Below are 24,077 nucleotides of genomic sequence, written 5' to 3'. Positions count from 1 at the left end.
ATCGTTCGCTGTCGATCACATTCGGCACCGGAGCGGCCCTCATCCGCCAAGACACGAGCCGCCCCGATGCCTCCTCAAGAGAGGTGTTCTCATCATGACCGAGGACATGCAGTTCGTCTGCATCGTCTGCGAGGGAGTGGAGGAGTGCCTGCCCGGCACCGAACCTCCCGTCCCTGCTGTCTGTCCCACCTGCGCTCGGCTGATCCTCGCCGATCTCCTGATCGGTACGGGGGTGTCGGCATGAACCATTCCGTCACCCCGGCCGACCTGCTGACCGCTGTTCTGGCCGCCGATCCTGCGTGCGGCCCCGACACGGCCGACCTGTTCACCGGCATCGACGGAGAGCGGCGCGATGAGCGCCAGGAGCGCGAACAGCGCGCCAAGGCCATCTGCCGCCGCTGTCCGGCCCTGGTCGAGTGCCTGACCTACTCGCTGGAGCTCGACCCCGGTGAGGGCATCTGGGCAGGGCTCAGCCCCGACGACCGAAACGCCATCGCGGCTCAGGTGATGGCGTGATGGCCGGCCGCTTCCAGTGCTCCGAATGCACTCGCCGTTCTCAGAGTCCGTACGGCTGCCGCCACTGCGGTCCTACCGCTGCCGTTCAGGTGCAGCTGTGCCGCACCCACGGCCCGCGTTCGCACGGCGGTTGCCTGGTCTGCCGCACTCTCGCCCGCTCTCAGTCCGGTCGTTGAAAGGACCAACCCGTCATGAGCATCATCGGCAATCCCGACCCGTCCAACGAGCCGACTCCTGAGGAAATGGCTAGTGCGCTGGCCAACCTGGAAGAGCTCGCCAACCAGGGCTCAGCCTCCATTCTGTCGCCCCGGCCGCAAGCGACCGGTGAGACCCGGCGGGTGCGGAAGCTGCGCGCGGAAGTCGCCGAAGCGCACCTGCTGGCCGATCTCCAGGAGGACGACGCCCCGCTGCTGCTGGACACGCCCAAGGTGCGCAAGCGCCGCAAGGCCGCACAGCAGGCGGCGCGGCTCCACACGCTGGCCCACGACCTCGAGATGCGCGCCTGGCAGGCCGCCCGGATGCGGCGTCTGCTCGTCACCGCCGCGCTCGTCTCGCTCACGCTGGCGTTGGCCTGGTCAACGGCCGGTGTGCAGCGCTTCGCCGCCGACGGTGCCGCACCCTGGTCTCCGGCCTGGATCTTCGCCTGGCTGGTCGAACCGTTCCTGTCCCTGGCCCTGCTGGTCGTGGTCGGCGCACGCGCCTATCTCGGCACGCGAGGCCAACCGCTCGACGACCCCAAGCTCGTACGGATCGAGTGGCTGTTCCTGGGGCTCACGCTTTCCATGAACGCCTGGCCGTACCTGCCGTTCGTGGCCGACGACTTCTCGCTGTCCCGGCTGGTCCTGCACGTCCTGGGGCCGGTCGTTGCGGTAGCGGTCGTGACCGCGTTGCCCATCATCCTGGCCGCGTTCTCCAGTCTCGATCACGGCCCTTCCGGTAGCCCTACCACCCCTTCGTACAGGGTGAATGCCGCGACGGTGGACAAGCTGACCGCCCGAGCTCGCCGCCTGGTCGGCACCGGTCAGCTCTCGGTCGACTCCGGAGCGGACAAGTTCCGCCGCGCCCTGGGGTGCGGGATGGACACGGCCCGAGCCGTCCGCGACGCCCTGCGCAGCAACCCCAACTTCACCTGAGAGAGGAGGACTCCCAATGCTCCACATCGCCGTCATCGTCACGGCCGCCTGCCTGACCGTCCCGGTGGCCATCTTCATCCGCATGTTGGTCACCGGCCCGCGTACGCGGGCTGAGATCCACATGGCCTTCCAGACCAACGCACAGGGCGCGACCTCATCCGCCAAGACTCCGGTCGCGCCCCGCAACCCCGCCCCCTAGCAACGGCAACGAGGTGACCTCATCATGACGCAGAACCCGCACGAACCGGAAAACCCGCTCGCCGAGGGATCCTTGGCCGACCTGAACGGCTTCCAGTTCGCCGACCCGCCGAAGGCTGACGAGCGCGGCGGCCAGGTCGTGCCGTTGAACAGCCGTCGTCGGGCGGCCTCACCCGAAGAGGACTCCGAGCCCGATGAGTTCTTCGACCGCGAGACGATCGCGACCCAGGACCAGGCCCTTGGCAGTCCCGTGGATCCGCCCGACGAAGACGCCGTGCCGTACGTCGCGCAGAAGGCTCAGCGTCGGGCACCCATCATCCCCGCCACGTTCCGCACCTGGCAGGGCATCCGGGTGATGCTCGCCTGGCAGGCCAGGGACGCCGGATACGTCATCGGCTACCACGCCGTACGCGCCCCGAAGTACGCCGCCAAGATGCTCTGGTACGCCGTGCCCGGCCTGTTGGGCACCCTTGGCCGCCTACTCCACTGGGCCACGGCCGAAGAGGGCAACTGGGCACTGCGCCAGTACGCCGCCGACCGAAACGACCCCGAGACCTGGCTGAAGCTCGACAAGCAGCGTCAGCGTCAGTCCCGGTGGCGCTGGTTCGTGCTGGCCGGAGGCGGCGTCCTGGCCACTGTCGGGCTGCTCGTGTTCGCCCTGGCCGACCTGCCGACGTGGGTACGGTGGGCGGCCCTGGCCGCCGTGCTGCCGGTGCTCGCACGGGCCGGTCGCCCGGCGGACGCGCCCATCACGGACCGCGTCTCCGAGGGACCGCGCTACCGCAAACTCACCGCCGAGCTGGTCCGCCGCGCGCTGCTGCACTGCGGCATCTCCGGCATCAACCAGGCCGTCAGCAAGGACCCGAACGCCATCAGCTTCCCGCAGGAGATCCACCGCGACGGCCCCGGCCACCTGGCCATCATCGACCTGCCCTACGGGGTCGAAGCCGCCGACGTAGTGGCCAGGCGTGGTCGCCTGGCGTCCGCCATGCGCCTGCCGATGGATCAGGTCTGGCCTGAACCCGGTGCCGGCCACCCCGGCCGCCTGGCGCTCTGGGTCGGCTACCAGCCCGCGTCCGAGATGAAGCAGCCCGCCTGGCCGCTGCTGCGTGACGGCAAGGTGGACGTCTTCAAGCCCTTCCCGTTCGCCACCACGCCGCGCATGGAGACCGTCAACGCCTCCCTGATGTTCCGCAACTGGCTCGTGGGCGGCCAGCCTGGCTCCGGCAAGACCTTCGCGTTGCGCCTGGCCACGCTCGCCGCCGCCCTCGACCCACGCGCCGAGCTGCGCATCTACGAACTCAAAGGCGTCGGCGACTTCAAGGTCCTGGAGCCGGTCTGCACCGAGTACGGCAACGGCTTCGACGACGAGACCAAGGCGCGCTGCGCGGGCATGATCCGCTGGCTGTACAAGGAGTGCGAGCGCCGGTCGAAGCGCATCGCGCACTACGCCGCGCTGGGCAAGGCCCCGGAGAACAAGGTCACTCCCGAACTGGCCAGCCTCAAGGGCTCGGGGCTGCACCCGCTGATCGTCGCCATCGACGAGATCCAGGAACTGTTCCTCGACCCCAAGCACGGCAAGGAAGCCGGGGACGTCTGCGAGAAGGTCATCAAGCTGGGCCGCGCCCTGGGCGTGATCCTATTGATCGGCACCCAGATCCCGGACAAGGACAGCCTGCCGACCGGCATCACCCGCAACGTCAACACCCGCTACTGCATGTCGGTGGCCGACCAGGTCGCCAACGACATGATCTTGGGCACCTCGATGTACAAGAACGGCTACCGCGCCACCGTCTTCCAGCCGGTCGTCGAGGCCGGATGGGGCATCCTGGCTGGCCTGGGCACCCCGGCCGCCCGCCGCTCGTACGAGGTGAACTCTGACGACGCTCAGAAGGTCGTCACCCGTGCCATCGCCCTCCGCACCGCCGCCGGAACACTGCCCGAAGCCGACACCCAGACCCGCCAGGACGCGCCCATGTACGACCTGCTGGTCGACCTGGCGAAGGTCTGGCCCTCCGGGGAGACCGGCGCCTGGAACGAGACCCTGTGCGGCTACCTCAGTGAGCTGCGGCCCGACGTCTACAACGGGTGGGCCTCCGAACAGCTCACGACCGCGCTCAAGCCGTACGGCGTGACGGTCGCCTCCATCGGCCGACGGATCGACGGCAAGCCCGTTACGCGGCGTGGCATTCGCTTCGACGATCTGGCCGACGTCATCGCGGAGCGTAACCGCCGGAACGGCTCCGGCTGACGGTCCGGAGGGTGCTAGCGCTAGCTGCTCCCCCTGCTAGCGCTAGCACCTCCGCTAGCACTCAAAAACCTGGCCTGATCAGGCTGCTAGCGCGCTAGCGGCCCTGTCTGACGACACCCAAAAACCGGCTCTGGAGGCTGTCTTGGACCCCGTCGCCTTCCTCGCTATCACCACCGCGACCCTGGTCGCTTTCGTCACCTTCCGTTATGCCGTCGCCTGCTGGATTCACCCGTTCGGCACCTGCCGTAAATGCCACGGCAAGCGCCATCTGCCTAACCGCATCGGCCGTGGCACCCATGAGTGCCGCCGCTGCCAGGGCACCGGCCTGCGGCTCCGCTGGGGCCGCTACGCCTACAACTTCGCCCGCCGCCTCTGCACCGACGGCACCCGATGACCATCCACGAACCGGAGAGCGCCATGACCGCTGACCCGATCCGCTACGCCCTGGCCGCCGCCGCTCGTGGCTGGCACGTCTTCCCCCTCGCTCCGGGCGGGAAGGAGCCGCCCCGCGGCTTCACGCGCTGGGAAGAACGCGCCACCGCACGACCCGACATCATCCATGCCACCTGGCACAAGCCGTACAACGTCGGGGTGGCCTGCGGCCCTTCGGAACTCGTGGTCATCGACCTCGATCTGCCGAAGGCCGGCCAAACGCCGCCGCCGGAATGGGATCGTCCAGGCATCCACGACGGTGCCGACGTGTTCGCGGCCCTGTGCGCCGCGCAGGGGCAGGACCTGCCCCTGGAGACCTTCCAGGTGCGGACCCGGCGCGGCGGCCTGCACCTCTACTTCAGCGCCCCAGCCGATGCGCCCCTGGGCAACACCCAAGGCACGCTGGGCTGGCTGATCGACACGCGAGCAGTGGGCGGCTACGTCGTCGGTCCCGGAAGCCGCGTTCACACCAGTGACGGCCACGGCTCATACGAGGTGCTTCACTCTTCGCCCGTCGCTCCGCTGCCTTCCTGGCTGGCAGAGCTCCTGCGGCCCAAGCCGCTGCCCGCGCAGAAACCCGTCTCAGTCACTCTGGCCGCCGACCGGCACGGCTCCTATCTACGCGCGGCGATCACCGGCGAGCTGGCACGGGTCGCCGACTCCCCGCCGCACGGGCACAACATCGCGCTCTCGCGTCCGTCGCCCTCGGACAGCTCGTGGCCGGCGGCGAGCTGCCCGAGGCCGACGTAAGAGGCTGGCTGGCCAACGCTGCCCAGCAGATCGGTCAGCCCTATGGCGCGGCCATGCGCACCATCGCCAGCGGACTACGGGCAGGTGCGCGCCGCCCGCGAACGGTGGCCGCATGACGAGCGAGCGCCCATCTCATCTGCGCCTGGTCGCGGGTGATGCGGTCCATGTGTCCGGCGACAACGGAACCACGCCGACGCCGTTCCGCACCTCGTGGACAGCCGACGAGCTGATGTCCGTGACCTTCCCGCCGACCAAGTGGGCCGTGCCCGGCGTGATCGCCGAAGGGCTCAACCTGCTTGCTGGCCCGCCCAAGGTCGGCAAGTCCTGGCTGTCACTCGCTACCGCCGTTGCCGTCGCCGGGGGAGGGAAGGCGTTGGAGGCCATAGAGGTAGAGTCCGGCCCGGTGCTGTACCTGGCGCTGGAGGACACGCCGCGCCGTCTCCAGTCCCGCATGGGCAAGATCTTGGGAGACAACCCCGCACCACGCGGCCTAACCTTGGCCACCGCGTGCGAGACCCTTCCAAGAGGTGGAGACCAGGCCATCGCCAGATGGCTGGAACGCAACCCCGGCGCGCGCATGGTCGTCATCGACGTGTTCGCCAAGATCCGGGGCACCACTCCGCCCGGCCTGTCCGCCTACGACGCCGACTACACCGCCATGAGCCGGGCGAAGAACCTGGCCGACACCTACGGCGTGGCCGTCGTCCTCGTCCATCACGTCCGCAAGATGGGCTCTGACGACTTCCTGGAGCAGGTCTCCGGCACCAACGGCCTGGCCGGTGCCGCTGACGCCACCCTGGTGCTGAAGCGCCAGCGCGGCACCGCCGACGGGGTGCTGCACGTCACTGGCCGCGACGTCGAAGAGGCTGAGTACGCCATGGCCTTCCAGCCCGCCGCCGGGGTGTGGCATCTGCTGGATGGCCCGCCCGAGGATCACACGCTGGGCGAGACCCGTGCGGCCATTGTCCGCTACGTCCGCGCCAACCCGAACAGCACACCCAAGGCCATCGCCGACGGCACCGGCCTGTCCTACGAGAACGTCCGCAAGACCTGCCCGCGCATGGCCAGCGACGGACAGCTCTGCGTGGACGCCAGCAGTCGCTACCGGGTGCCAGGAACACCGGCCCAACAAAGTGTCTCCGCCGTCCCTGGTGTCCCTGAACCTGCCCTGAGCAGCACGAACGCGGCCAGCCAGCAGGGACAGACGTCCCTGCCCACTGTCCCTGCTGTCCCTGCTGTCCCTGTGCACGAGGAGGACACGCCGTCATGACCATCACCGAGCCGGACAGCGTCCGGCTCGACACGACCGACACCGTCACCCAGGAGGACATGCCCTTGCTGCTCACCGTCGAAGAGGCAGCGCACCGGCTCAGGATCGGGCGGACGCAGATGTACCAGCTCGTGAAGACCGGCGAAGTGGAGTCCGTCTGCATCGGCCGACTCCGCCGCGTCCCCATCGAGTGCCTGGCCGCCTACGTGAACAACCTCCTTGAAGGGAGCCGTTGACATGGGACGCAAGCCCAACGGCGCATCGAGCGTCTATCTCGGCAACGACGGCTACTGGCACGGGCGGGTGACCGTGGGCGTCAAGGACGATGGCAAGCCCGACCGACGGCACGTCATGGTCAAGTCGCAAGCCGAGGCCATCCGCCGAGTCCGTGCGCTGGAGAAAGAGCGTGATGGCGGCAAGGTCCGTAAGGCTGGGCAGACCTGGACGGTCGCGAAGTGGCTTACGCACTGGATCGAGACCATCGCGGTCCCGCCCTCCATCAGGGAGAGCACACACTCTGGCTACAAGGTGGACGTCAACACCCACCTGATCCCCGGCATTGGGGCGCATCGTCTCGACAAGCTGACGCCGGAACACCTGGAGAAGCTGTACGCCAAGATCCAGGCGTCGGGGAAATCAGCCGGCACCGCACACCACGTCCACCGGACGGTTCGAACGGCGCTCAACGTCGCGGTGCGGCGCGGGCACATCACTACCAACCCGGCGACCCTGGCCAAGGCCCCGACGCTCACTGAGGAGGAGGTGGAGCCGTACGAGATCGACGAGGTGAAGCGGCTGCTCAAGGCGGCTGGCGAACTGCCCCGCAATAGCGCGCGATGGGCCGTGGCGCTGGCACTGGGACTCCGCCAAGGCGAAGCGCTGGGGCTCATGTGGGCAGACGTGGACCTCGACAAGGGCAAGCTGCGAGTACGCCGGGGGCGCCAGCGTCCGAAGTACGAACACGGCTGCCAGGATGACTGCGGTCGCAAGCCGGGCTTTTGCCCCGAGCGCAAGCAGGTGAGAGCCGAGACCGCTGACACCAAGTCCCGCGCTGGCCGCCGCACCATCGGACTCCCGGCTCAGCTCATCGCTCTACTACGCAAACACAGAGAGGAACAGCAGACGGAGCGCACCAAGGCGCGCCAGCTCTGGGATGAGGGGGGTTGGGTCTTCACCACTGCGACTGGCCGTCCTGTCAGCCCATACAGCGACTACCACGAGTGGAAGGCTCTGCTCGCCGCGGCCGGGTTGAGAGACGCTCGGCTCCACGATGCTCGGCATACAGCCGCCACGGTGCTGCTGATCCTGGGAGTCCCCGAGCGTACCGTGATGGCCATCATGGGCTGGTCCAGTAGCGGCATGGCGCGTCGGTACCAGCACGTCACTGATTCGATTCGGAACACCGTAGCCAAGCAAGTCGATGGACTGCTTTGGGCGCCCGTAGTGGAAGACAAGTCATCCGAAGAGGCCAGCTTGGACTGAGGCATCCGGAGGGGTGTGACGTAACCACGTCGCACCCCTCCAGCGCTGGCACGGAGAGGGGTGATCCGTGAGAGGTCTCGCTACCCGGTTGTGCAACAGTCACCGCACCGACGACTGAGATGAAATATTGCCAGGATGAAGTCATGGCTACGAAATCGAAAACGAGGACTATTTCTCCTGAGCATCGTTGGCTGCACCGCATTCCTCGCTCTGCTGTTAGGCCCCGTCGCGCTATGGGCGACGCCAACCACAGGTCTGCGAGGTAAAGAACTAGCCGACGTGATCAGCGCTACCCGTCAGATTCTCCTTGCAGCGGTCGGCGGCTTCGCGTTGCTGACCGGTGCCGCGTTTGCTGCGCGAACTTACTACTTGAGCCAGCGAGGGCAGCTGACCGACCGGTACACCAAGGCCATTGGCCTTCTGGGATCAGACAAGCTCACGGAGCGGATCGGAGGAGTGTATGCCCTGGAGCACCTGATGATCGAGTCGGAGCGGGAGCACGACACAGTTGTTGAGGTACTCGCTGCATTCGTTCGTGATCAGACTGCCTTTTCGACTCCTGATGAGGGCCACCAGGAAGCTGAGAGCGGCAACGAGATCGACATCTGGCTGGTACAGCCACGCACTGATGTTCAGGCAGCTCTGACTGTCCTAGGCCGAAGACCCCGCCGCCCAGAAAGGTCCCGACTTGTAGATCTGTCACAGGCCGATCTAACCGGGGCTGACTTGGCGAATCTCCATCTCGACGACGTCTGGTTCTGGGGGGCCAAACTTCAATCGGCGAGACTCCAGGGAGCAAGGCTTAAGGGAGCAAACTTCTCGGGTGCAGACCTCCGGGACGCGAAACTTACTCACGCGTCCATGCAGGGTGCCTGGCTCTATGGTGCACAACTCCAGGAAGCTGTACTCATGGGGGCGAAGCTTCAAGGTGCAACGCTAGCCTCGATCTTTCTCGATCTTGATGGGGTTGGCTAAAGGGTTCGGCTGGAGGTCGATTTCCTCGCTGTGGTCAGCGAGAGTGCCCGGCTGTCGCGCCGGGTGGGCGGGGTTCCACGGGCCCGCGGGGTGCCTTTCTGCTCGTAGGGATGGGCTGGCGCTGGTCAGGTCGGTGCCGGCAGGGCGTGCAGCCGGGTCAGAGCGGTGATGATTTGCCTGGCCCATGGCCATTGGATCGGGATGCGGAGGTGGAGGCGGCGGCCTCCGCGCACCAGGCGGCCGGCGACGGCGAGCAGGCGTAGCCGGAGTCGTTTGGGCTCGTAACGGCGGGCGTTGGTGCCGTGCAGGGCGAGCATCTGCATCCAAGCCAGCAGCTCACAGGCCAGGGCGACGATCTCCAGCCAGATCTGGTTTTGGGTGAAGTCGTGCAGGGGCAGGTTGCGCAGGCCGGTGTCCTTGGCGGTGCGGATGCGGTCTTCTGCGCGTGCCCGGCGGCGGTGGCGCAGTTCCAGGTCGGCGAGTTGCCCGGTGCGGGTTCCGGTGACGAAGCAGGTGAAGCGGTGTCCGTCGAGGTCGGTGAAGCGTAGCTGGGCGCCGGGGTGCGGGCGTTCTTTGCGGACGATGACCCGCATCCCCTTCGGCCAGCCGGTCAGGTTCAGCAGTCCGGTGAGCGCGGCGACCCACGCGCCGGGCCGTAGCTGGCGTTCGGCGTTGTAGGCCGGTGTCCAGGCGGTGGCGGGGAGTTTGAGGATTGCGGCGGCGATGTCGTCGGTGATGGTGAACCCGATGGAGTACTTCAGCCATCGTCCCGGGCGGGTCAGCCAGGCGAGGAACTCTCGGGTGCCGCCGCCGGAGTCGGTGCGGATCAGCACGTTGCGCCGCTGGGCGCGGGGAAGCTGGGCCAGGGCGAGCCGGGTGGCCTCGATGTGGTCGGCGGCGGTGTTGGATCCGGCGTTGCCGGCCCGCAGCATCAGGGCCAGGGGTTCCCCGCCGCCGCCGGGGCCGTGATCGGCGAATGCGGTCATGGGGTGGAACCCGTAGCTCTTCTTCCAGGTCGGTGCCGCGTGTTGCTTGTCGGAGTGGGAGATCACGATGGTGGCGTCGAGGTCGACGATCACGGGCTGGCCGTCGGCTCCGGGGGCGTGATGGCCGGCCAGGTGCCAGGCGCGTTGGCGGGCCGTGGCGCGGGCAGCGCGGATGGCCTTTAATGCGCGGGCCGGGTCAGCGGCGAGCCGGTCGATCAGGCGTGAGACCGTCGGGTCGGAGGCTACCGGGCCGAACAGCTCGGGCTGGGAGCGCAGCATCGCGATGTCGGCTAGGCAGTCCCCGCCCAGCGCCAGCGTGAGGGCCAGATCGGTGACGATCTTTGCAGGGTCGTGGATAGCGCGGCCGGGCCGCCACCGCTCCAGCCTCTGCGACAGGGCCTTGTCCAGCCCAGTGATGCGCAGCGTCTGCAACAGCAGCAGGCCGCCGGCGTGTGAGACCAGCCCGCGGCCATCGGCAGACACGGTGATCTTGCGGCGGGAAGCGGTAGAGTTCACGCGGAAAGTGCCTTCTGGTCTGGGGTGGACGGGGCCTTAGACAAGTCCGATCATCCCAGCTCAAGGGCACTTTTCTTATGTGAACGATCAGGTCGGCTCAAATTCGCCGCGAAAGCCGCAGGCTAGAGGACGCCGACCTTCGGGGTGCTTACCTAGCTGAGGCTGATCTCCACAGAGCCGTTCTTGACGGAGCACGACTGGAAGGGGCCAACTTCGTTTCCTACCCAACGGGTTGGCCCGCAGCGGTACCAAAGCGACTGACTGTGGAGCAACTTGCCAAGGCCGTGATCGACGATGCAACCCAGTTGCCAGGAAGGTTCCGTCAGGCGCTCCAGGACACGGCGCATCTAAGACCAAGGGCAGACGCTGATCCTGCGGGGCGCTTGTCCCCGAGCGCTGATCCTTTGGAGGCGACTGACGTCAACGCGGGTGTGCGTGACGTGACATCGTCCTCGGACGTATTGCCCAGAGGGGCAGCAACCGGGACTGGCAGCGAGGAGGGAGACGAGCCCTCTGAAGAGGCCAACTGAGACTAAAACTGAGACTGGACATAGCGAAGGGGCCGACTTGGATGGGGTCGGCCCCTTTGCGTTTACTGCCTCAACCAGGCGCGGAGGATAGGGGATTTGAACCCCTGATAGGTTGCCCTATACACGCTTTCCAAGCGTGCGCCCTCGGCCACTAGGCGAATCCTCCGCCGACGAGCTTACCGGACTCCCAGGCGTGCGGAGACCACGATTTTCGTCGTGGTGCGGGCTGGAGCGAGCACTGCCGCGTCGGGCTAGACTGTCTCTGGACCCCTCGCGCGGCGTCATCCTGTGAACCTCCCCAGGGCCGGAAGGCAGCAAGGATAAGCGGGCTCTGGCGGGTGTGCGAGGGGTCTCTTCGTTGGGAGCTCCTCGCAGGCGGGATGGTCGCATGAGCCTTGCGCTTTACCGCAAGTACCGGCCCGGTACCTTCGCCGAGGTCAAGGGTCAGGAGCATGTCACTGAGCCGCTCCGGCAGGCGCTGCGGACGAGCCGCATCAACCACGCCTACCTCTTCAGTGGCCCTCGTGGGTGCGGCAAGACGTCCAGCGCCCGTATCCTCGCCCGCTCCCTGAACTGCGAGAAGGGGCCGACTCCCGACCCGTGCGGCGTCTGCGAGTCGTGCGTGGCGCTCGCCCCCACCGGTCCGGGCCACCTCGACGTCATCGAGATCGACGCGGCCTCCCACGGTGGCGTCGACGACGCCCGCGACCTGCGCGAGCGGGCCTTCTTCGCCCCGGTTTCGGCGCGTTACAAGATCTACATCATCGACGAGGCGCACATGGTGACCCGCGAGGGTTTCAACGCGCTGCTCAAGCTCGTCGAGGAGCCCCCGCCGCACCTGAAGTTCATCTTCGCGACGACCGAGCCGGAAAAGGTCATCGGCACCATCAAGTCGCGTACTCACCACTACCCGTTCAGGCTGATGCCGCCCGCGACGCTCCGGGCGCTGCTGGAGGAGATCCTCACCTCCGAGAGCGTCCCGTTCGAGCCGAACGCCCTGCCGCTGGTCGTCAGGGCGGGCGCGGGGTCCGCGCGTGACTCGCTGTCCATCCTCGACCAGCTCCTCGCCGGGGCCGAGGACGACGGCATCACCTACGCCAAGGCCGTCTCGCTGCTCGGCTACACCGACGGCGACCTGCTCGACGAGGTCGTGAACGCGTTCGCCGCCCGCGACGGGGCCCAGATCTTCCACGCGGTCAACCGGGTGATCGAAGGTGGCCACGACCCTCGCCGCTTCGCCTCCGACCTGCTTGAACGCTTCCGCGACCTGGTGATCCTGGCCAACGTCCCCGAGGCGGCCTCCAGCGGGCTGCTCGACCGTCCGGCCGACGAGCTGGAGCGCCTGGTTCAGCAGGCGTCCTCGATGGGGCCCGCCGAGCTCACCCGGGCCGCCGAGGTCTTCAACGCGGGCCTGACGGAGATGCGCGGCGCCACCTCGCCGCGCCTGCTCCTGGAGCTGATGTGCGCCCGCGTCCTGCTTCCGGGTGCGTCGCAGGGCGAGGAGGCGCTGCTGGCCCGCCTGGAGCGCCTGGAGCGCGGCGGAGCGATCGCCCAGATGGCGGCCCGCGCCGCCACGCCGGCCATCCCCGCGCCCGGCGTTGCGGCGGCGCAACCCTCCTCTGCTTCGTACGGGAACGGCGCAGGCGTTCCCGCCGGCTCTGGTGCCGTCGATCCTGGCAGCGCTGACGGTGGAGTCGGTGCTCCCGGCACCGGCGCCAGCGGTAGCGGATCTGAGAGCGCCGGCGGTGCCGGTGGTTCCGGTGCTGGGGCTGCGTCGGCGGCTGACGACTGGCCGGAGGCGGCGCGCCCGGGTGCGCCCGTCCAGCCTGTGCAGGCCGCTGCTCCGGCCCCCGCCGCGCCCGCGGTGGGAACGGCTTCCGCGATCCAGCCGCAGTGGCCTGCGGTGCTGGCCGCGCTCAAGCAGCGCAGCATCGTGGTCTGGGCCAACGTGAGCACCAACGCTCAGCTGGTCGGCGTGGAGGGCAACCTGGTCACGCTCGGCTTCTCGCAGGTCGGCGCGATGAAGAACTTCACGGGCGGCGGCAAGGACTCCGTGGTCGCGAGCGCCCTCGGCGACGTCCTCGGGGGCACCTGGCGGGTGGAGGCCGTCGTGGGCGGCTCTCCCGCCCCGCAGGGGAACCGGGGAGGGCCGTCGCGTCCGCAGCCGTCGCAGGGGCAGTCCGGGGCTCCGGGGCAGCTGGGAGCGCAGGGTTCGTCCGGGGCCGGTCCGGCGGTGCAGGGGCATGGTGGGCACGCCGTGCCCGCCCAGCCCGCGCCCGACAGCAGCACCTCGCCGCAGGGGGCGGCGTCAGGGGGCCACGCCAGCGGCCGCACGGGTTCGCACGGCGGGTCCCAGGACGAAGGCGCACAAGACCCGTCGCCTGGCCCGGCCTCCAGCACCGCGCAGCCGACGTCCCAGACGAGGCAGACGACGGACGAGTCCTGGCCTGACGCCCCCGACGACCCCGGCCCAGGCTCTGCCCCCACCCCCGATCCGACGCGCACCACGCCAGGCGCCGGGATCGCCGCCGCCAGGTCGGCTGCCAAGGCCGCCGCCCAGGCAGGGCCCCGAGCCCCGGCCCCACGGCAGGGCGGCTCCTCGGCCTGGCCGGACGCCATCCCAGGCAGGGGCAAGGGCCCGGAGTCCGACGACGTGGACCCGCTCAACGACGCCGACGCCGACGTCGACGAACTGTCGGGCATGGCCCTCCTCCAACGAGAACTGGGTGCCCAGGTGATCGGCGAAATCGATCACACCTAACCCCCGTTCGCCCCATCCACACGTCTCCCGCCCAATGAAGTGAACGCCTCGACGGCCCCCAAGTGGTGGTCGGCTGGCCAAGGCGAAGGGGGCGAGGTCGGAGAACGGGGGAGTCCGCTCCGTTCCGCGGACCCGCCCCGCGGTGGGTGTGGATACACGCCGGTTACGTGGTAACACGGGACGCGACGGGAGACGCCGGGCAACGGCGTGCGGCTGACGCGGGTGGAGGCGTGCGGTTGTGGAAGGGGCCCGCGAATACCACCCAGATGTCTTCCGCGGTACGTAACGGTGCCCAGCCCGAATCACCCCACTGGCGTGGAACTGACAGACCGCAGTGACGACGGCGGGCAGTGTCTTCGCGTGCTGGCCGTAAAGAAAGAAAGGTCTTCGCATGCCGGCCGTACAGGTGCTGGCCGTAAAGAAGGAAAGGCCCCGCAGATCGGGGACGGCGAGCACCAACAGCGCACAAACGGGTCAGTCAGTGTGGAGGCGGATGTGGGCGGCGGCGGCGCGTGGGTCTGAGGCGGGGAGTGAGGCCGACAGGCGTTCGAGGATGTGGCGGTCGTCGCGCCCGTTGGGGGTTTGGGCGTACGTCCACAGGTCGTCGGGGGAGCCGTGGCGGAGCAGGCACGCCCGTACCTGGACCTCTAGTTCGTCCCGTTCTCTGCGGATTTCCGGTGACTCCGAGCGGGGGAGCAGGGCCCCGGAGTAGGAGCGCGCGACGGAGGCCGGGTCGTTGACCGAAAGGAGGCGTCTGACCTGCAGGAAGTCGGCTTCGATGGGGGCCGTGAGGTGGTACGGCTTGGCGCCGACCGCGCCGCCGAGCTGGGCGCGGAGGCGGTGGATCTCGGCCCGGATGGTCACGGGGTTGCCGTCGTCGCCGTACAGGTGGAAGGTGAGCTGTTCGGCGGTGAGCCCGCGGGGGTGGAGCGCCAGCAGGGCGAGGATCTCGGCGTGCCTGAGCGACAGCGGCAGGCGGCGTCCGCCCATGGTGGCCGTCGGCGGGCCGTCGCCGAGGAGCGACAGGCCGAGCGTGGGCGGCGCGGCTATGGTCGACAGCGCGTGCAGCAGGTAACCGTCGACGAACGGTTCGAGCAGCGCCACCCGCCCGTCGCGCAGAACCATGCGCTTGCCCGGTTCGGCGAGCAGGACCCGCTCGCCGATGCTCCCCGACGGGTCGCCCGCGAGGACACGTCCGGTGGACGAGAGCAGCATGCCAGGACGGCCGCGCAGCGCCTCGTAGCGGCGACGCAGGCGCTGGTCACGTTCGTGCATGCGCAGGGCCAGTTCGGCTTCGGCGAGCCTGGACGTCGCGGCGACCAGGGCGACGGTCGCGGGGTGCAGGCTGGGGGCGGTGCCGCTGACGTCCACGCAGCCGAGCAGGGCGCCGGAGTCGGGGTCGGTGATGGGGGCGCCGCTGCACGACCAGACGTGCAGGACGCGCATGAGGTGCTCCTCCGAGTAGACGTGCACGGGCCGCTGGGTGGTGAGGGCGGTGCCGATGCCGTTGGTGCCGACGCTGCTCTCGGCCCAGAGGTGTCCGGCGGCCAGCCCGATCCGGTCGGCGACGCGCATGACCGCGCGGTCGCCGTCGCGCCAGAGGACCCGCCCGGCGCCGTCGGTGACGATCATTACGTGCGCGTTCTGGTAGGCGAGCGAGGCGAGCGTCTGCGTGAGCAGAGGGAGCAGCGGCCGCAGCGGGTGAGTCTCGCGGACGTCGTCGATCTGGGCATGGTCGTAGATGAGGGGAGCGGCGTCGGTTTCGATGTCGACTCCGGCCTCCATCGAGCGCTTCCATGACGCGGAGATGAGGTGGCGCGGCCCGTCGGGCCACCCCTCCCCAGTGGCCACCGCCTCCTGTGCCCGGCGGAGACGGCGGGAATAGGCGTCGAGATGGCTGTAACTCATCGGCCACTCCAAGTAGTCGAGCCGTATTGCGAGCATCCGGGGTCGAGGGGGTGAACGCAACCCGTTCAGAAGATTGCCGACGGTGATCAAACGGTCGCAACGTGTGTGCAACGTTCACGGGACTAGCGTCCCCGCTCAGCGCGTCGGCGAGGTGCGGCCGCTCCTGCCGGCGCGGTTGGCCGGGTCTCGGACGCTGGAGGGGGGCCGAGACCCGGCCAGGGCCCGACGCGGCCGAACCCAGAGAACAGCCGCAGAACCCCGAGAACACCGGGGTTGGCACACGAACAGGGCGAAACACGAAGGCCGCCAGTACATGACGACGCCCAAACACCGTAGGCTCGTGGCAGTCAACGACGCGGAGCCACGAGGAGCGCACGACGGTGAACCCAGGGGATGTCAACCTGCAGCAGCTGCTGGAGCAGGCCCAGCTCATGCAGCAGCAGCTAGTGAGCGCCCAGCAGGAGCTGAACGACGCGCAGATCGAAGGCTCGGCCGGCGGCGGCATGGTGACCGCCGTGGTGAACGGTTCGGGCGAACTGCTGGAGCTGAAGATCGACCCGAGCGTGATCGACGCCGCCGATCCGCAGGACACCGCTGACACGATCGCCGACCTGGTGATCGCGGCGGTCCGTGACGCGGTGCGAGCCGCCTCCGACCTGCAGCAGGAGAAGCTCGGCCCGCTGGCCCAGGGGCTGGGCGGCGGCGGTCTCGGTCAGTTGCCAGGGTTCTAGACCATGTACGAGGGGGTCGTCCAGAACCTGATCGACGAGCTGGGGCTGCTGCCCGGCGTCGGTCCCAAGAGCGCGCAGCGCATCGCGTTCCACCTGCTCGCGGCCGATCCGGCCGACGTCAAGCGGCTGGCGCACGCGCTGCTTGAGGTCAAGGAGAAGGTCAGGTTCTGCCGGACCTGCGGCAACGTGGCCTCCGAGGAGGAGTGCCGCATCTGCCGCGATCCGCGTCGCGACACCCACGTCATCTGCGTGGTGGAGGAGTCGAAGGACGTCGTCGCGATCGAGAAGACGCGCGAGTTCCGCGGCACCTACCACGTGCTCGGCGGCGCGATCAGCCCGATCGACGGCGTCGGCCCTGACGATCTGCGTATCCGTGAGCTGATGACCCGGCTGGCCGACGGCCGGGTGACCGAGCTCATCCTCGCCACCGACCCCAATCTCGAGGGCGAGGCGACCGCCACGTACCTCGCCCGTCTGGTCAAGCCGATGGGTGTGAAAGTGACACGACTGGCCAGCGGTCTGCCTGTGGGCGGTGACCTCGAGTACGCCGACGAGGTGACCTTGGGCCGCGCGTTCGAAGGACGGAGGCTACTGGATGTCTGACCAGTGGAGCACGCTGGCGGAGGAGATCGCCGGGCACGCGCAGAACTATGTCGACGGTCTGGCCAGGGTCGCCAGCGGCGAGGGCGGCGACGCCATCTGGTCGCTGCTGCTGGTCGAGGTGGCGCAGGTGAGCCTGGCCGGGGCCAAGCTCGGCGCCAACGAGGACGTGATCCTGTCGGGCAACAACGAGCCGCCGCTGGGCGAGGACCCCGACATCGACGGCGTCCGCACCGCCCTGGCCGAACTGCTGGAGGCGGTCGACGACTACGCCGAGGTGTTCGACCCGTACAAGGACACCGGCGTGACGGCGTACCGGCTGTCCGACGACCTGACGGCGGTCGCGGCCGACCTCATCCACGGCCTGCGCCACTACCATGCGGGCCGGCCGCACGAGGCGCTGTGGTGGTGGCAGTACTCCTACTTCAACACGTGGGGCAATCACGCGGGGGCTGCGATGCGCGCGTTGCAGGCCCTGGCGGCGCATTCGAGGCTCGACGTGGCCGAGGAGACCACGGCGGTCTGATCATCCACATACTGGTATGCACCACCGGGCGTATGAAGAGCCCCCAGTAGACTGACAGTTCACAGTCCAGACCGGGAGACTCTCGTGGCGCTCGTTGTGCAAAAGTACGGTGGTTCGTCCGTCGCCGACGCGTCCTGCATCAAGCGGGTCGCGCAGCGGATCGTCGCGACGAAAAAAGCCGGCAACGACGTCGTCGTGATCGTCTCCGCCATGGGCGACACCACTGACGAGCTGCTCGACCTGGCCGAGCAGGTGTCGCCGCTGCCTCCGGCCCGCGAGCTCGACATGCTGCTGACCTCGGGCGAGCGCATCTCGATGGCGCTGCTGGCGATGGCGATCGCCAACCTGGGTCATGAGGCGCGGTCGTTCACGGGCTCGCAGGCAGGCGTGATCACCGACTCCACGCACGGCAAGGCGCGCATCATCGACGTGTCGCCGGGCCGTATCCGCGAGTCGGTCGACCAGGGCCACATCGCGATCGTGGCCGGCTTCCAGGGCGTCTCGCAGGACACCAAGGACATCACCACGCTGGGCCGCGGCGGCTCCGACACCACCGCGGTGGCGCTGGCGGCGGCTCTGGAGGCCGATGTCTGCGAGATCTACACCGACGTCGACGGCATCTTCACCGCCGACCCGCGCATCGTGCCCGCCGCGCGCCAGATCCCCAGGATCTCCTACGACGAGATGATGGAGATGGCGGCCTGCGGCGCGAAGATTCTGCACCTGCGCTGCGTCGAGTATGCTCGCCGGTTCGACCTGCCGATTCACGTCCGCAGCTCGTTCAGCACCAGGGAAGGCACGTGGGTCGTCTCCGACCCTTACACCGAAGGAACCGAGATGGAGCAGCCGATCATCTCCGGCGTCGCGCACGACCGGAGCGAGGCCAAGATCACCGTTGTCGGTGTCCCCGACAAGGTCGGAGAGGCTGCCGCGATCTTCAAAACCCTGGCTGAGGCCGAGATCAACATCGACATGATCGTGCAGAACGTCTCGGCAGCCGCGACGGGCCGCACCGACATCTCCTTCACGCTGCCGACGGCCGACAGCTCGACGGCGCTGACGGCGTTGAAGAAGATCCAGGGCGACATCGCCTACGAGTCGCTGCTGTTCGACGACCAGATCGGGAAGGTGTCGCTGATCGGCGCGGGCATGCGCTCGCACCCCGGTGTCACCGCGACGTTCTTCGCGGCCCTCGCCGACGCGGGAGTCAACATCGAGATGATCTCCACCTCGGAGATCCGCATCTCCGTGATCGTGGGCCAGGACGGTGTCGACTCGGCCGTGGCGGCCGCGCACCGCGCCTTCGATCTCGACGCCGACCAGGTCGAAGCCGTGGTGTATGGAGGTTCAGGACGATGAGCAGGCCGAATCTTGCCCTGATCGGGGCCACCGGTGCCGTCGGCACCGTCATGCGGGACATCGTCTCGACCCGCGATGACATCTGGGGCGAGATCCGCCTCGTCGCCTCGCCGCGTTCGGCGGGCAAGGTGCTGAAGGTCCGCGGCGAGGACGTCATCGTCCAGGCTCTGGCGCCCGAGGTGTTCGACGGTATCGACATCGCCATCTTCGACGTGCCCGACGAGGTGTCGGCCGTGTGGGTGCCGATCGCGGCCGAGCGCGGCGCGATCGCGATCGACAAGTCCGGCACGTTCCGGATGGAGCCGGACGTCCCCCTGGTCGTGCCCGAGGTGAACCCGCTCGACGCGCGTGAGCGGCCCCGCAACATCATCTCCACGCCGAACTGCACCACGCTGTCGATGATGGCCGCGATGGGCGCGCTGCACGCCGAGTACGTCCTCAAGGAGCTGGTCGTCGCCTCCTACCAGGCGGTGTCGGGCGCGGGCGTGGCGGGCTCCGCGCGGCTGTACGACGAGGTCGAGGCGCTCGCCGGTGACCGCACGGTCGGCCAGGTCGCGGGCGACGTCCGCAAGGTGCTGGCCAACCGGCTGCCCGAGGAGTCGCCGTTCCCGGCGCCGATCGCGTTCAACGTGGTGCCGTGGGCGGGCTCGTACAAGGACGGCGGCTGGGCCTCCGAGGAGCTCAAGCTGCGCAACGAGTCGCGGAAGATCCTCGGCATCCCCGACCTCAAGGTCTCCGCGACCTGTGTCAGGGTGCCGGTGATCACTACGCACTCGCTGGCCGTCCACGCACGGTTCGAGCGCGACATCACCGTCGCCGACGCGCACCGGGTGCTGGAGGCGGCGCCGACCGTCGTCCTGATGGACGATCCGGCCAACGGCGTCTACCCGACCCCGGTCGACGTGGTGGGCACCGACCCGACCTACGTCGGGAGGGTCCGTCAGGCGGTCGATTTCCCGAACACGCTCGACCTGTTCGTCTGCGGTGACAACCTGCGCAAGGGTGCCGCGTTGAACGCCGCCGAGATCGCCGAGCTGGTGGCGTCCGAGTTCTGACGCGTCTGCGAGGTGCTGCGCCCGCTCGCTGAGCGGGCGCAGCTCACCGGAAGAGGATGTCCCAGTGGCTCGCCTCTCTCGCGAACGTGGTGCCCTCTGGCGAGCGGTAGAGGCCTGCGCCGTCTCCGCGCTTGCCGGAGTAGTCGTAATTCTGCTTGATATAGCGGTCTATGCACGCATTGGGCGTGATGTCTAGCTTGTAGCCGTTGCTGTGGCTGTAGTGGCCGGCCGCGTGCCCGGTTTCGGTGCCACCCGTGACCATGATCGGGCAGCCGCTCTCGCGCTTCAGGTCGATGACGCGAGAGATCGTGTCCGTGCGGACCGAATCCAGCGAGGTGCAGTTGTACCTCCACCTGTTCGAGCAGTGTCCGGACGACGTCCAGTGCAGGCCCTCGTCCTGGAGCCAGTCGGTGGCGCTGGTGTGCGTCAGATGGATCATCGCCTGTCTGGGCAGGGCCCGGCTCAGGTCGACCTTCTGGCGCTTGTCGGGCCGCGATCCGCGCGGCGTGGCGCCCCGACGTGACTCTGGACGGGCCCTCTGGCTGTCCAGCCTGGTGTACCAGCGGGCGAGCTCGGCCCCGCCACCCAGGTGATAACTGCGGATTATGTTCGACGACATCTGCCGCGACTCCCCGACGGGTGTCTTGGGAGCGGCGGAGGCGGCCGATGCCAGTGCGATTATGCTGATCTCAATGCCGAGGAGTGCGGCCCCTAGAGGGCGCCATGTTCCACGTGTCCACATGTCGATGCCTTTTCGCGGAATAGCCCTTCCGCCAGAATCATCAATCCCACCGTTCACGCCAGATGACCCCTGTCGCACCAGGATCTTTGCCGTGTGTCGGTGATCACCGTGCGGGTTCATGACCTAACCCGCGACAAAGACGTAAAGTGACGAACGTGTCCGAAGCCCGAAACCGAGGATCGGAGAGCACCCGAGAGGTCATCGTCGAGACGGCCTTGCGACTGTTCCGGGAGCGTGGCTTCGACGCCACGACGATGCGGTCCATCGCGGCCGAGGCCGGCGTGTCTGTCGGTAACGCCTACTACTACTTCGAGAGCAAGGAGGCGTTGATCCAGGCGTACTACGACCGCGCCCAGGCCGAGCACGAGGACGCCTGCCGCGAGCTGCTCGCCACCGAGTCCTCGTTCGCCACCAGGCTGAGCGGGGTACTGCGGGAGTGGGTGCGGGTCTCGGAGCCCTACCACGAGTTCGCGGTGAAGTTCTTCAAGCATGCGGCAGAGCCCGCGAACCCGCTGAGCCCGTTCAGCGCGCAGACGTCCCCGGCGCGTGAGGCGTCCATCGCGATCTACCGGCAGGTGGTCGAGGGGGCGCGCGACCGGATGAACTCAGAGCTGCGCGAGGAGCTGCCAGAGCTGCTGTGGCTGCTGTCGATGGGCATGGTGCTGTTCTGGGTCCACGACACCTCGCCGGGATGCGCGCGGACGTACCGGCTGATCGAGGTCACCGTACCCCTGGTGGACCGGCTCGTCGGCCTGTCGCACCTGCCCGGCCTGCGGGGCATCACCAAGGACTTCGTCGCGGCGGTGCACGAGCTGCGCGCCTGACGCGGTCACGGCGAAGATCCGGCTGGAGACGGCATACCGCCCGGTTGGTATGGTCAGCCTGGGTGACGCCGAGCTGAGAGGCCGCGATGACGCAGAACTGGGGCATGACGATTCCGTTCCACGACCGCTCGCTGGCGCAGTCGCGCGAGCTGATCGAGGAGCTGCCCGCGCTGGGCTACACGGACGCCTGGTCCGCCGAGGTCAACGGCGTCGACGGGTTCGTCCCGCTGGCCATGGCCTCGCAGTGGGCGCCCGGTATGAGGCTCGGCAGTGCGATCGTCCCGGTCTTCACCCGCGGCCCCGCGCTGCTGGCCATGCAGGCCGCCACGCTGGCCGACCTGGCGCCCGGTCGGTTCGTGCTGGGCATCGGCTCGTCCTCCCCGGCGATCGTGGAGCGCTGGAACGCCGGCGAGTTCGCCAAGCCGTACGCGCGGACCCGCGACACGCTGCGCTTCCTCAGGATGGCGCTGGCGGGCGAGAAGGTGTCGGAGGCGTACGAGACTTTCCACGTCAAAGGGTTCAAACTCGACCGGCCGCCGGAGAACCCGCCCAGGATCGTGCTGGCCGCCCTCAGGCCCCGGATGCTGCGCCTGGCCGCGACCGAGGCCGACGGCGCGATCACGAACTGGCTCTCGCCCGACGACGTGCGCCGCGTGCGGGCCGAGATCGGGCCGGACACGGAGCTGATCGCCCGCCTGTTCGTCTGCGTCACGGAGCCCGGCGAGGACGCGGGCAAGGCGCGCGAGCTGGCCCGCTGGATGCTCGCGAGCTACCTCACCGTCCCTGTCTACGCCGCCTTCCACGACTGGCTGGGACGCGGCGAGGTGCTCCGCCCCATGCACGAGGCCTGGGCGGCGGGCGACAGGCAGGCGGCGCTCAAGGCGATCCCGGACGAGGTCGTCGACGCGCTGGTCGTCCACGGCGATGCGGAGACGTGCCGGGCCCGGATCCAGCGGTATGTCGACAACGGCCTCGACACCCCGATCCTGGCGCCGATACCCGGTGGAAAGGTGCCACTCGCCGAGGCGGTCCGAGCCCTGGCCCCCCTGACGGAGGGATGACTGACCCATGGACGACGTACTGGGGCTGGACGCGATCGGGCAGGCGCAGGCCGTACGAGACGGGCAGGTGTCGCCACGGGAGCTGGTAGAGGCGGCGATCGCCCGGATCGAGGCGCACGACGGTGAGCTCAACGCCGTCGTCCACCGCAGGTTCGACCGGGCGCTGGCCGAGCTCGACGCCGCGCCCGCCGACGCCCCCTTCCGCGGGGTGCCGATCCTGCTCAAGGACCTGGGCTGGCCGCAGGCGGGCGAGCCCTACAGCGCGGGCTCACGGACGCTCGACGGCGTCCGGGTCGAGGAGGACGGCTACGGCGTGGCCAGGCTGCGCGCGGCAGGCTTCGTCGTCCTCGGGCGGACGAACACGCCCGAGTTCGGCAGCACGATCACCACCGAGCCGGTGGCGTTCGGGCCCACGCGCAATCCGTACGACACCGGGTACTCCGCGGGCGGGTCGAGCGGCGGCTCGGCGGCGGCGGTCGCGGCAGGGATGGTGGCGCTGGCCACGGCGAGCGACGGCGGCGGGTCGGTCCGCATCCCCGCCTCCCTCTGCGGCCTGGTGGGGCTGAAGCCGACCCGTGGGCGCGTCAGCCTCGGGCCGCGCCTCGGCGAGGGCTGGAACGGCTTCTCCTGCCCCGGGTTCGTCACCAGGACCGTGCGCGACACGGCGGCGGCGCTCGACCTCGTCCTCGGCTACGAGCACGGCGACCCGTACGACGCGCCCGCGCTGCCGGGGCCGCTCGCCCGCGAGGTCGGCGCGGACCCCGGACGGCTGCGGATCGGGTTCCTGACCGCGCACCCGAGAGGCGACGTGCCGGACGTGCCCGACCTGGCCGAGGCCGTCAACCGGGCCGCGGCCCTGCTGGAGTCGCTGGGGCACGAGGTGACGCCCGGCGGCCCGCCGGCGCTGGCCGACCGGGGATTCACCGAGCAGTTCGGCGCGATCGTGTCGAACAACCTGGCCGCCGAGCTCGAGAACATCGGCCGCTGGCGCGGCAGGCCGGTGGACCTGGACGAACTGGAGCCGCGCAACGCCGCCATGGCCAGGGCGGGCCGCGGGCACAGCGCCGCCGAGCACATCCTGTCCACCCAGTGGATCGACGCCTTCCGCAGGCGGATGGCCTCCTGGTGGAACGCGGGCCACGACCTGCTGCTGATGCCGTCGCTCGGGGTGGCGCCGTTCCCGCTCGGCTGGATCCCGCCCGACGACCTGAGCACCGCCTTCGGCAGGACGGCCCACTCGGTCGCCTACACCTCGCCCTTCAACGCGACCGGGCAGCCCGCGATCTCGCTGCCGCTGCACACGACGGCGGCTGGGCTGCCGGTCGGGGTCCAGCTCGTGGCCGCCGCCGGACGGGAGGACCTGCTGGTACGGGTGGCCTCGCAGATCGAGGAGGCCAGACCGTTCGTCCATCCGATGATCGACAGGAACCCCGGCCGGAGCCAACGCGTTATGTCGTGAAGAGTCCGGGGT

At 69.0% G+C, this 24,077-nt stretch carries 24 protein-coding genes, 1 tRNA gene and 1 other RNA gene; 22 read left to right on the top strand and 4 right to left on the bottom strand.

Going from position 1 to position 24,077, the window contains the following annotated elements; all coding sequences use genetic code 11:
- Window positions 1–94 precede the first annotated feature (94 nt).
- From ABZ297_RS01740 to ABZ297_RS01690, 11 genes are all read left to right on the top strand, one after another.
- The gene (locus ABZ297_RS01740; protein ID WP_355337723.1) at window positions 95–244 is read left to right on the top strand and encodes a hypothetical protein; all 150 of its coding nucleotides are present in this window, start codon (window positions 95–97) and stop codon (window positions 242–244) included.
- Window positions 241–516 (top strand): WhiB family transcriptional regulator, encoded by a 276-nt coding sequence (locus ABZ297_RS01735; protein WP_355337720.1) that lies wholly within the window; start codon window positions 241–243, stop codon window positions 514–516. The genes ABZ297_RS01740 and ABZ297_RS01735 overlap by 4 nt, the downstream gene beginning before the upstream one ends.
- A 191-nt stretch (window positions 517–707) precedes the next feature.
- Window positions 708–1,649: a hypothetical protein gene (locus tag ABZ297_RS01730; protein ID WP_355337717.1), complete on the top strand. Its 942-nt coding sequence runs from the start codon at window positions 708–710 to the stop codon at window positions 1,647–1,649.
- A gap of 16 nt (window positions 1,650–1,665) precedes the next feature.
- The gene (locus ABZ297_RS01725; protein ID WP_355337714.1) at window positions 1,666–1,848 is read left to right on the top strand and encodes a hypothetical protein; all 183 of its coding nucleotides are present in this window, start codon (window positions 1,666–1,668) and stop codon (window positions 1,846–1,848) included.
- 24 nt (window positions 1,849–1,872) lie between these two features.
- Window positions 1,873–4,098: a cell division protein FtsK gene (locus ABZ297_RS01720; RefSeq protein WP_355337711.1), complete on the top strand. Its 2,226-nt coding sequence runs from the start codon at window positions 1,873–1,875 to the stop codon at window positions 4,096–4,098.
- Between the two features lie 142 nt (window positions 4,099–4,240).
- Window positions 4,241–4,492, top strand: coding sequence for a hypothetical protein (locus ABZ297_RS01715; RefSeq protein ID WP_355337708.1), 252 nt, complete (start codon window positions 4,241–4,243; stop codon window positions 4,490–4,492).
- Window positions 4,493–4,515: 23 nt separating this feature from the next.
- The gene (locus tag ABZ297_RS01710) at window positions 4,516–5,280 is read left to right on the top strand and encodes a bifunctional DNA primase/polymerase (protein ID WP_355337705.1); all 765 of its coding nucleotides are present in this window, start codon (window positions 4,516–4,518) and stop codon (window positions 5,278–5,280) included.
- Between the two features lie 112 nt (window positions 5,281–5,392).
- Complete coding sequence (locus tag ABZ297_RS01705; protein WP_355337702.1) at window positions 5,393–6,550, top strand: AAA family ATPase; 1,158 nt, start codon at window positions 5,393–5,395, stop codon at window positions 6,548–6,550.
- Window positions 6,547–6,786, top strand: coding sequence for a helix-turn-helix domain-containing protein (locus ABZ297_RS01700; protein WP_355337699.1), 240 nt, complete (start codon window positions 6,547–6,549; stop codon window positions 6,784–6,786). Before ABZ297_RS01705 ends, ABZ297_RS01700 begins: the two co-directional genes overlap by 4 nt.
- 1 nt (window position 6,787) lies before the next feature.
- Window positions 6,788–8,032: a site-specific integrase gene (locus ABZ297_RS01695; protein WP_355337696.1), complete on the top strand. Its 1,245-nt coding sequence runs from the start codon at window positions 6,788–6,790 to the stop codon at window positions 8,030–8,032.
- Window positions 8,033–8,311: 279 nt separating this feature from the next.
- Window positions 8,312–9,007, top strand: coding sequence for a pentapeptide repeat-containing protein (locus ABZ297_RS01690; RefSeq protein ID WP_355337693.1), 696 nt, complete (start codon window positions 8,312–8,314; stop codon window positions 9,005–9,007).
- A 125-nt stretch (window positions 9,008–9,132) separates the two neighbouring features.
- Here the strand turns inward: ABZ297_RS01690 and ABZ297_RS01685 are convergent, their stop codons facing one another.
- The gene (locus tag ABZ297_RS01685; RefSeq protein ID WP_355337690.1) at window positions 9,133–10,509 is read right to left on the bottom strand and encodes an IS1380 family transposase; all 1,377 of its coding nucleotides are present in this window, start codon (window positions 10,507–10,509) and stop codon (window positions 9,133–9,135) included.
- A gap of 86 nt (window positions 10,510–10,595) precedes the next feature.
- Here ABZ297_RS01685 and ABZ297_RS01680 point away from each other — a divergent pair, with 86 nt between their 5' ends.
- On the top strand, window positions 10,596–11,039 hold the full coding sequence (locus ABZ297_RS01680; protein ID WP_355338103.1) for a pentapeptide repeat-containing protein: 444 nt from the start codon (window positions 10,596–10,598) through the stop codon (window positions 11,037–11,039).
- Window positions 11,040–11,120: 81 nt separating this feature from the next.
- Here ABZ297_RS01680 and ABZ297_RS01675 read toward each other — a convergent pair.
- Window positions 11,121–11,205, bottom strand: a tRNA-Ser gene (locus ABZ297_RS01675).
- A 96-nt stretch (window positions 11,206–11,301) separates the two neighbouring features.
- On the opposite strand from ABZ297_RS01675, the gene ffs reads away from it, so the two are divergent.
- Both ffs and ABZ297_RS01665 read left to right on the top strand, forming a co-directional pair.
- Window positions 11,302–11,397: signal recognition particle sRNA small type (gene ffs, locus ABZ297_RS01670), an RNA gene on the top strand.
- A 30-nt stretch (window positions 11,398–11,427) separates the two neighbouring features.
- Window positions 11,428–13,800, top strand: coding sequence for a DNA polymerase III subunit gamma and tau (locus ABZ297_RS01665; RefSeq protein ID WP_355337687.1), 2,373 nt, complete (start codon window positions 11,428–11,430; stop codon window positions 13,798–13,800).
- Between the two features lie 474 nt (window positions 13,801–14,274).
- Here ABZ297_RS01665 and ABZ297_RS01660 read toward each other — a convergent pair whose 3' ends face one another.
- Window positions 14,275–15,708: a GAF domain-containing protein gene (locus tag ABZ297_RS01660; RefSeq protein WP_355337684.1), complete on the bottom strand. Its 1,434-nt coding sequence runs from the start codon at window positions 15,706–15,708 to the stop codon at window positions 14,275–14,277.
- Between the two features lie 380 nt (window positions 15,709–16,088).
- Here ABZ297_RS01660 and ABZ297_RS01655 point away from each other — a divergent pair, with 380 nt between their 5' ends.
- From ABZ297_RS01655 to ABZ297_RS01635, 5 genes are all read left to right on the top strand, one after another.
- The gene (locus ABZ297_RS01655) at window positions 16,089–16,439 is read left to right on the top strand and encodes a YbaB/EbfC family nucleoid-associated protein (RefSeq protein ID WP_350805122.1); all 351 of its coding nucleotides are present in this window, start codon (window positions 16,089–16,091) and stop codon (window positions 16,437–16,439) included.
- A gap of 3 nt (window positions 16,440–16,442) precedes the next feature.
- Window positions 16,443–17,042 carry a recombination mediator RecR gene (gene recR, locus ABZ297_RS01650; protein WP_355337680.1) on the top strand — a complete coding sequence of 200 codons (600 nt, stop codon included), beginning with the start codon at window positions 16,443–16,445 and terminating at the stop codon, window positions 17,040–17,042.
- A complete protein-coding gene (locus ABZ297_RS01645) occupies window positions 17,035–17,565 on the top strand; it encodes a DUF5063 domain-containing protein (protein ID WP_355337677.1) in 531 nt (176 codons plus the stop codon). Before recR ends, ABZ297_RS01645 begins: the two co-directional genes overlap by 8 nt.
- 84 nt (window positions 17,566–17,649) lie before the next feature.
- Complete coding sequence (locus tag ABZ297_RS01640; protein WP_355337674.1) at window positions 17,650–18,924, top strand: aspartate kinase; 1,275 nt, start codon at window positions 17,650–17,652, stop codon at window positions 18,922–18,924.
- The gene (locus tag ABZ297_RS01635; protein ID WP_355337671.1) at window positions 18,921–19,979 is read left to right on the top strand and encodes an aspartate-semialdehyde dehydrogenase; all 1,059 of its coding nucleotides are present in this window, start codon (window positions 18,921–18,923) and stop codon (window positions 19,977–19,979) included. The genes ABZ297_RS01640 and ABZ297_RS01635 overlap by 4 nt, the downstream gene beginning before the upstream one ends.
- A 43-nt stretch (window positions 19,980–20,022) precedes the next feature.
- On the opposite strand, the gene ABZ297_RS01630 is transcribed toward ABZ297_RS01635, so the two are convergent.
- On the bottom strand, window positions 20,023–20,598 hold the full coding sequence (locus ABZ297_RS01630) for a hypothetical protein (protein WP_355337668.1): 576 nt from the start codon (window positions 20,596–20,598) through the stop codon (window positions 20,023–20,025).
- Window positions 20,599–20,876: 278 nt separating this feature from the next.
- On the opposite strand from ABZ297_RS01630, the gene ABZ297_RS01625 reads away from it, so the two are divergent.
- The 3 genes from ABZ297_RS01625 to ABZ297_RS01615 all read left to right on the top strand — a co-directional run bounded on the left by ABZ297_RS01625 (window position 20,877) and on the right by ABZ297_RS01615 (window position 24,065).
- Complete coding sequence (locus ABZ297_RS01625) at window positions 20,877–21,545, top strand: TetR family transcriptional regulator (protein WP_355337665.1); 669 nt, start codon at window positions 20,877–20,879, stop codon at window positions 21,543–21,545.
- 86 nt (window positions 21,546–21,631) lie between these two features.
- The gene (locus ABZ297_RS01620; RefSeq protein ID WP_355337662.1) at window positions 21,632–22,606 is read left to right on the top strand and encodes an LLM class F420-dependent oxidoreductase; all 975 of its coding nucleotides are present in this window, start codon (window positions 21,632–21,634) and stop codon (window positions 22,604–22,606) included.
- A gap of 7 nt (window positions 22,607–22,613) precedes the next feature.
- On the top strand, window positions 22,614–24,065 hold the full coding sequence (locus ABZ297_RS01615; protein ID WP_355337659.1) for an amidase: 1,452 nt from the start codon (window positions 22,614–22,616) through the stop codon (window positions 24,063–24,065).
- Window positions 24,066–24,077: the final 12 nt, after the last annotated feature.

Origin of the sequence: Nonomuraea sp. NPDC005983 (assembly GCF_040614375.1) — a bacterium.
Lineage (GTDB): Bacteria > Actinomycetota > Actinomycetes > Streptosporangiales > Streptosporangiaceae > Nonomuraea.
Note: the sequence above shows the minus strand (reverse complement) of the source record. Positions and strands in the feature narration are given on the sequence as shown.

Excerpts from the sequence above, each read along its gene's own strand:
- ABZ297_RS01720 (WP_355337711.1), top strand. The coding sequence starts at position 1,873 with ATGACGCAGAACCCGCACGAACCGGAAAACCCGCTCGCCGAGGGATCC.
- ABZ297_RS01740 (WP_355337723.1), top strand. The coding sequence starts at position 95 with ATGACCGAGGACATGCAGTTCGTCTGCATCGTCTGCGAGGGAGTGGAG.
- ABZ297_RS01635 (WP_355337671.1), top strand. The coding sequence starts at position 18,921 with ATGAGCAGGCCGAATCTTGCCCTGATCGGGGCCACCGGTGCCGTCGGC.
- ABZ297_RS01615 (WP_355337659.1), top strand. The coding sequence starts at position 22,614 with ATGGACGACGTACTGGGGCTGGACGCGATCGGGCAGGCGCAGGCCGTA.
- ABZ297_RS01700 (WP_355337699.1), top strand. The coding sequence starts at position 6,547 with ATGACCATCACCGAGCCGGACAGCGTCCGGCTCGACACGACCGACACC.
- ABZ297_RS01665 (WP_355337687.1), top strand. The coding sequence starts at position 11,428 with ATGAGCCTTGCGCTTTACCGCAAGTACCGGCCCGGTACCTTCGCCGAG.
- ABZ297_RS01695 (WP_355337696.1), top strand. The coding sequence starts at position 6,788 with ATGGGACGCAAGCCCAACGGCGCATCGAGCGTCTATCTCGGCAACGAC.
- ABZ297_RS01710 (WP_355337705.1), top strand. The coding sequence starts at position 4,516 with ATGACCGCTGACCCGATCCGCTACGCCCTGGCCGCCGCCGCTCGTGGC.
- ABZ297_RS01620 (WP_355337662.1), top strand. The coding sequence starts at position 21,632 with ATGACGCAGAACTGGGGCATGACGATTCCGTTCCACGACCGCTCGCTG.
- recR (WP_355337680.1), top strand. The coding sequence starts at position 16,443 with ATGTACGAGGGGGTCGTCCAGAACCTGATCGACGAGCTGGGGCTGCTG.
- ABZ297_RS01705 (WP_355337702.1), top strand. The coding sequence starts at position 5,393 with ATGACGAGCGAGCGCCCATCTCATCTGCGCCTGGTCGCGGGTGATGCG.
- ABZ297_RS01725 (WP_355337714.1), top strand. The coding sequence starts at position 1,666 with ATGCTCCACATCGCCGTCATCGTCACGGCCGCCTGCCTGACCGTCCCG.
- ABZ297_RS01630 (WP_355337668.1), bottom strand. The coding sequence starts at position 20,598 with ATGTCGTCGAACATAATCCGCAGTTATCACCTGGGTGGCGGGGCCGAG.
- ABZ297_RS01735 (WP_355337720.1), top strand. The coding sequence starts at position 241 with ATGAACCATTCCGTCACCCCGGCCGACCTGCTGACCGCTGTTCTGGCC.
- ABZ297_RS01730 (WP_355337717.1), top strand. The coding sequence starts at position 708 with ATGAGCATCATCGGCAATCCCGACCCGTCCAACGAGCCGACTCCTGAG.
- ABZ297_RS01660 (WP_355337684.1), bottom strand. The coding sequence starts at position 15,708 with ATGAGTTACAGCCATCTCGACGCCTATTCCCGCCGTCTCCGCCGGGCA.
- ABZ297_RS01645 (WP_355337677.1), top strand. The coding sequence starts at position 17,035 with ATGTCTGACCAGTGGAGCACGCTGGCGGAGGAGATCGCCGGGCACGCG.